This window comes from Collinsella sp. SGI.241, from assembly GCF_050312955.1.
Lineage (GTDB): Bacteria > Actinomycetota > Coriobacteriia > Coriobacteriales > Coriobacteriaceae > Collinsella.
This window is the reverse complement of the sequence record NZ_JBNPKM010000011.1, coordinates 61671-67995: the sequence shown is the minus strand read 5'-3', so window position 1 is coordinate 67995 and position 6325 is coordinate 61671. Positions and strand designations below refer to the sequence as shown.

The 6325-nt window shown below is 61.5% G+C and carries 6 protein-coding genes; 1 reads left to right on the top strand and 5 read right to left on the bottom strand.

The genetic code is table 11. From position 1 onward, the window contains the following. Positions 1-48: 48 nt before the first annotated feature. Together ACQQ92_RS06335 and ACQQ92_RS06330 are read right to left on the bottom strand one after the other, a co-directional pair. A complete protein-coding gene (locus tag ACQQ92_RS06335) occupies positions 49-738 on the bottom strand; it encodes a DUF1015 family protein (protein ID WP_427796065.1) in 690 nt (229 codons plus the stop codon). Positions 739-777: 39 nt separating this feature from the next. Next, positions 778-1998: a M20 family metallopeptidase gene (locus ACQQ92_RS06330; RefSeq protein ID WP_427796064.1), complete on the bottom strand. Its 1221-nt coding sequence runs from the start codon at positions 1996-1998 to the stop codon at positions 778-780. 154 nt (positions 1999-2152) lie between these two features. Between ACQQ92_RS06330 and ACQQ92_RS06325 the strand changes: the two genes are divergently transcribed. Next, positions 2153-3202 carry a hypothetical protein gene (locus ACQQ92_RS06325; protein ID WP_427796063.1) on the top strand — a complete coding sequence of 350 codons (1050 nt, stop codon included), beginning with the start codon at positions 2153-2155 and terminating at the stop codon, positions 3200-3202. 348 nt (positions 3203-3550) lie between these two features. Here the strand turns inward: ACQQ92_RS06325 and ACQQ92_RS06320 are convergent, their stop codons facing one another. The 3 genes from ACQQ92_RS06320 to ACQQ92_RS06310 all read right to left on the bottom strand — a co-directional run bounded on the left by ACQQ92_RS06320 (position 3551) and on the right by ACQQ92_RS06310 (position 6226). Beyond that, positions 3551-4714 carry a phosphoglycerate dehydrogenase gene (locus tag ACQQ92_RS06320; protein WP_427796062.1) on the bottom strand — a complete coding sequence of 388 codons (1164 nt, stop codon included), beginning with the start codon at positions 4712-4714 and terminating at the stop codon, positions 3551-3553. Between the two features lie 69 nt (positions 4715-4783). Then, positions 4784-5908 carry a 3-phosphoserine/phosphohydroxythreonine transaminase gene (gene serC, locus ACQQ92_RS06315; RefSeq protein ID WP_427796061.1) on the bottom strand — a complete coding sequence of 375 codons (1125 nt, stop codon included), beginning with the start codon at positions 5906-5908 and terminating at the stop codon, positions 4784-4786. 135 nt (positions 5909-6043) lie between these two features. Then, positions 6044-6226 carry a hypothetical protein gene (locus tag ACQQ92_RS06310; protein WP_427796060.1) on the bottom strand — a complete coding sequence of 61 codons (183 nt, stop codon included), beginning with the start codon at positions 6224-6226 and terminating at the stop codon, positions 6044-6046. Positions 6227-6325 lie beyond the last annotated feature (99 nt).

The window sequence follows — 6325 nt, the reverse complement described above, 5'->3', positions numbered from 1 at the left end:
CCCTTGTTTGTTTGGATGCTGGGTTTTTCAGCTTCGCGTTTGAGTTCGCTAGAACCGTGCGATCTGGTGAGTGAGCAGACCCGTCGGAACCTGCGGCGCGCCGCCGCTGACCTGCGCGGCGGGGAACAGCACGGCCACGGTAAAGTTGAACGGCTCTTTGCCCGTGTAGGTGCCGGCTGCGCGGGCCTCGTCTGCCAGGAGCTGCGCCGCCCCTGCCAGCGCGGCAGCGTAGGAGGGGTCATCGGCCAGTGCCGGCTCCGGTGCCTGATCGAGCATGGCTCGGATGGCGGCAACGGCGTCCTCGCGCTTGACTTCCCATACGCGATGCGTAATGCCGGTGGGGTCGGTGACGGCATAGAGCGACGCGCCCTCTTTGGCGGCGCCCAGGATGATATCCATGACGGGCGAGGCTTCGTAGTCGAGCGACACGGGGCGCGGCTGCACCTTGAGCTCGGCGATCGCGCGCGCGGCGGCGAGTGCGTCGACGCTCTCGGCGGCGGCCTCGTCGCTACCCGTCAGTACGCCGACCGGGCAAATTGCCACAACGCCCGTCACGCGCCCTGGCTCTCCGGAGCATTCGTACACGTAATACGCCGCACCCGGATCCTTGAGCATGAGCCCATCGGCAATCGCGGCGCGCAGGGCTTCGTTGCCGCTCAGGATGTCGCCCATCTGCGGCAGCGCCTCGAGCACACGGTCCTGAGCCGGGCGGATGCAGGGAAACGGAAGAGCTTTCATGGACGGTCCTAACGCGCGAGTCGGTTTGTTCGCGGCTTATTATGCCCCAACTTGGCTATTCGCGCCCCAGAGCGTGTTGTCGGCGAGCGCGATCAGCACCCGCTGGCAGCGAACGATATCGGCGTGGGGCACATGCTCGTTTGGCTTGTGTGCGAGCGCCAACGAGCCGGGGCCATAGCTCATGCAGTTGCGGTTACCCGTCTTGCCGGCAATGACGGCAGTGTCGGTGTAGCCGGTAAAGAAGCCGACGGTCGTGTCCATGCCTGTCACGTCATCGGCGGCACGCTTGAGCGCGGCTAGAAGGGGAGAGACCGGATCGCGCTCGATGGCGGGTCGGTCGCCTGTCACGGTATAGCTTCCATGGCAACCGGGGACTGTGGCTTCGGCGCCGGCGATGGCCTGCTCTACCATGCGCGTCGCGGCGGCCGTATCGGTCGGCGGCGTCAGGCGCATATCGACCCAGACCTTGGCGCGGTCGGGCACGACATAGGGGCGGTAGCCGCCCTCGATTTGTCCAAACGTGATGGTCGTAGCCCCCAGCTCATCATGTGCGGGCAGCGCCGCAAACGCGCGACGAAGCGAGCATACGGCCTCGGCCATGGCGGCGACGGCATCCGCTCCCTTCCAGGGCTGGCTCGCATGCGCCGTGACGCCGGTCATCTCGATCTCGAACCACGTGCGACCCTTGTGCGCCACCTGAATCTGTCCGTCGGTGGGCTCGGTGTCCAGCACCCATTCGCGCGAGCCGACCCAGCCGGCATCGATGGCGGCCTCGGAGCCGCGCATAAAGTCCTCTTCGTCGACCGAGAAAATAAGCGAGAAGCCGCGGTGGGGCAGCTCACCATCCGCCGCCACGCGCTCGAGCGTATGGACCAGTGCGGTAATGGCGCAAGCCAGACCACCCTTCATGTCGCAGGCGCCCCGGCCATAGAGTTTGTCGTTGCGCACGGTCGCCCCGAGTGGCGGTGTGTCCGCGTTCCAGCCATCTCCTAGGGTGACGGTATCCATATGGCAGATGTAGACGAGTCGCGCCTCGTCGCTCACACCCGGCACGGTGACCATAAGGTTGCGGCGCCCGGGGAGTACTTCGAGCTCTGCAACCTGCACGGCATCGAGTGCAGGGCTATCAAGCTGCGCCAGCTGCTGTTCAATGAGCCTCTTAATGAAGTGTTCGATCTCGCCTTCGTAGGCGCCCGGGTCCGAGCTATCAATCTTCACGAGCTCCTGCGTAAGCCGCCAGGCAAAGTTCTCATCAACCATATGTAACCTCACAATCAGTTTGCTTCCAAAACCGATTGTAAGCCACCTGGAAGATTCGCGACGTGTGCGTAGCAGTATTAACCGTTCGCAGGCCGAGCCATCGCGTTTGGCGTCCGGGCAGGCTCACAAACGACGCAGTGGGTACGTATCCTTCATGGACGACATGCTGTGCGACATATCTGCCTTTCGGTATCACCGGATACCTCCACAGGTCTTGGCAATAATGCCGGACCTGCCCGATTCTGTGGACGATCCGCGCAGGGAGCATCTTTGTGAGCATCCGCTTGTCAAGTATTTCCTGGGCACTCCGTTACACGTGTTGGCGCAGGGCCTCTGCGGGCGTAAGGGCGGCCGCATTGTCAGGCATGTTTGGAACGGGGAGAGGCCGTTTGGCTCCGTGCGGCAGACAGAGTTTGGCCTCGATGTTGCGTCCCCGCTCTTTACCCTGCTGACCCTGGCTTCCTCGGTCTCAAATGAGCGCCTGATTATGTGCACGTATGAGATGTGCGGCACCTTTGCCGTGTGCAAGATTGCGCCTCAGGTAAAGTCGGCACTTGAGCAGGCGTATGGGAGCCGGTGGGGTGACGCACGGTTGGGCTGGGAAAACGTAAAGGATGCCTCGGGGAATCCAACGGACCTGTGGAAACGACCGCCCTTGATTGAGCTCTCTGAACTTACAGAGTTCGCCAATAAGATCCAGGGGCTCCGCGGTGCTAAATCGTTCACGCGTGCCGCGAAATGCATTACGGGGGTTGTGGCATCGCCGCTCGAGGTCCAGGCTTCGATGCTGTTTGGCCTTACGAGGTTGCGCGGCGGCGAAGGGCTGCGCCTTACCAATAACGTTGAGATTCGCATGACGCGCAGCGCCCGCCTGATTTCGGGGCTTGATAGGCGCTACGCCGATATCCTGCTGTCAAATAAGGACGGCAGCAGAGAGTGCCTGGTTGAATGCCAAGGTAAAGCCATTCACGGATCCATAGAATCCAAGATCTCGGACTCCGATCGAACGACGGCCCTTCAAGCGATGGGATATCCTGTCGTTCTGATGACCTATGGTCAGCTGGTCGACTCCGATGCCTTCCGCGTGGTGATGGAACTCATCATGTCCTATCTCGATGTGCCGTTGAAAGACAAGACGCCGCGGCAGCAGGAGCTCGAACGGCGGCTTCGTGAGGAGATTTTTATCGATTGGGCGGGAATGTAGCCGCGCGGGTGGAAAACGGTCGCGTGAGCTAGGGTTTTGGTCGCAAAAAGGCTTCAATTTCGCCTTTGGATGGCCCTAAAAATGCTATCTAGAATAAGTTGTTTCGGAAAATGGACAGTCAACTTAAATTTGGCATATAGAGATCGATTTTTACCTACTAAAACCACTGATAAAGGTGTTTATCAAAGCAGGTGTGCTTAGTGATTTGGGTAGTACTGTCGATTATCCGAAAAAACTTATTCTGGGTAGCATTTTCAAAACCAGCCGGAGCAACGAAATCGGCCCCCGTTTCGCGAAAACGGGGGCCGAATGAGCTTCATTGCCTGTCTGGCAGGCTTGGCGCCGGCGCTACTTGATCACGCGCACGCGATACATCGAAGGAATCTGCTTGAGCGCCTCGATGGTGCTGCTGTCCAGGTGCTCGTCGGTGTCGAACATGGTGTAGGCGTTCTCGCCGGCAGACTCGTTGGTCATGCGCTGCACGTTGGCGTTGTCCTTGGCCAGGATCGCCGTGATCTGGCCGATCATGTTGGGCACGTTGGCATGCAGGCAGGCGATGCGGCTTGCGGCGCGCGCCTTGCCCATGCTGCAGGCGGGGTAGTTGACGCTGTGCGCGATGTTGCCGTTCTCCAGGTAATCCTTGAGCTCGCTGATGGCCATATCGGCGCAGTTGGCCTCGGCCTCGCCGGTGCCGGCGCCCGAGTGCGTGGTGATAAACGTATTGGGCATCTTGACGGTCTTGGGCGTGGCAAAGTCGCAGCTAAACCAGCTCAGCTTGCCCTCGCGCAGGGCGGCGTCAACGGCGTCCTCGTCAATGATGGTCTCGCGCGCGTAGTTGATGAGCACGGCGCCCGGGGCCAGCAGGTCGATCTGCTCGGTACTGATCATGCCGATGGTGTCGGCCTTGCTGGGCACGTGCACGGTGAGGTAGTCGCAGCCGCGGCAGAGGTCCTCGAGCGTGCCCACGCGCTGCACCTCACGGCTCAGCACCCATGCGTGCTCGACGGAAATGAACGGATCGTAGCCGTAGACGTCCATGCCCAGATCGACGCAGGCGTTGGCGACCTTGGAGCCCACGTTGCCCAGACCGATGACGCCGATGCGCTTGCCCTTGAGCTCACGGCCCACAAAGGCCTTCTTGGCCTTCTCGGCGTCGACCTGAATCTCGGGGTCGTCGGCGTTGTCGCGCACCCAGTTCATCGACTGCACCACGCCGCGGCTCGAGAGCACCAGCATGCCCAGGACGAGCTCCTTGACGGCGTTGCTGTTGGCGCCGGGGGAGTTAAAGACGACGACGCCCTTCTTGGCGTACTCCTCGATGGGGATGTTGTTGACACCGGCGCCGCAGCGGGCGATGGCGCGGATGCCCTCGGGCAGCTCGTAGCCGTGCAGGTCGGTGGAGCGCATCAGGATGGCGTCGGCCTCCTCGGCGGTGCCCACAAACTCGTAGCCCTCGCCAAACTCGACCTTGCCGTCTTTGGTTATGTCGTCGATGGTTTTGATCTTGCGCATGAAAAACTCCTTAGCGGGTTTGTTTATAACAAGTGGTTTGAAGTGGCTGGTCGGCCCGCGGGTTGCGGGCTAGTTAGATCGCGGACTCAAACTATGCTGCGCTTCGAAGTCCTTCATGTACGAGGCCAGTGCCTGCACATCTTCCATGGTTACGGCGTTGTAGACGCTCGCGCGCATGCCGCCCACCAGGCGATGGCCCTTGACGTTTTGAATCTGGTGCTCGGCCGCGCCTGCGACAAAGGCCGCGTCGAGATCGGCGTCGCCGGTGCGGAAGGTGACGTTGGCGATGGAGCGGCTGCCGGCCTGCGTGGTGCCATGGAACAGCTCGCTGTGCTCGAGCAGGTCATAGAGCAGGTTGGCCTTGGCCCAGTTGCGCTCGGCCATGGCGGCTAGTCCGCCGGTCTGCTCAACCCAACGGAACACCTTGCCGCACACGTAGATGCCAAAGGTGTTGGGCGTGTTGAGCATGGAGCCCTTGGCGGCCTGGGTCTTAAGGTCCAGGTACTGCGGCGTCTGCGCAAAGGCTGGGCCATCGGCGATGAGGTCGTCGCGCACGATGACCACGGTCACGCCCGCGGCACCGGCGTTTTTCTGCGCGCCGGCATAGATGAGCCCGTAGCGCTCGACGTCGAGCGGCTGCGACAGAAAGCAACTCGAGACATCGGCGACCAGCGGCACATCGCCGCAAGCGGGCAGCTCGTGGTACATGGTGCCAAAGATGGTGTTGTTCTGGCAGATGTAGACGTAGTCGAGCCCGTCGCCCGCGGCCTCGGCGGCAATGCGCGCGTTGATATTGGCCATGGTGGGAATGCGGTCGAAATTGGTGTCCTCGGAGCTCGCGAGCAGCACGGCCTCGCCGTACTTGGCGGCCTCCTTGTGCGCCTTGTTGGCAAAGTTGCCGGTGACGACGTAGCCGGCGCGGCCGCGGCGCATGAGGTTCATGGGGATGCCCGCAAACTGCAGCGTGGCGCCGCCCTGCAAAAACAGGACACGGTAGTTGTCGGGGATGCTCAGCAGGCGGCGCAGGGTTGCCTCGGCGTCGTCGATGATCTGCTGGTACATGCTAGATCGATGGCTCATCTCGAGCACGGACATGCCGCAACCGCGGTAGTCCATCATCTCGTCGGCGATCTCGGCGAGCACGCTTGTAGGCAGCGCGGCCGGGCCAGCTGAGAAGTTGTGCACACGTGCCATCTTCTAGTTCCCCTCGTAGTCGTTTGAACGTTCGGGATACTTTAGCACAGTGGAGCGCCAGGCGCGACCGCATCACGGTAAAACTCGACCGCGCCGCTATGATTTACAGGATGGTTACATGGGGGAGGGGCGACCTTACCTGATGGCTCGCATCCGATCTGCCTCGGTCTTCGCTTGTTTCCAGGGGCGCACGCGACTGTTGACAAGGTCAGCGTAGCCGCGGGCGATGGAGTGCTGGACTCGTGCCCGCTCGTCGCTCGAGTTGATCTTTTCTGGGCGGCGCCTTGATTTGTCGGGGAATGCGGGCAGTTCGTTCATGAAACAGCCTTTCAAAAAAGAAAATGCCGGGGGGATCCCCCGGCCCTTGACTGCCCTCCATAGCGGAAAGCAGCTCTTTTATACCATGCTGTGGTTGTC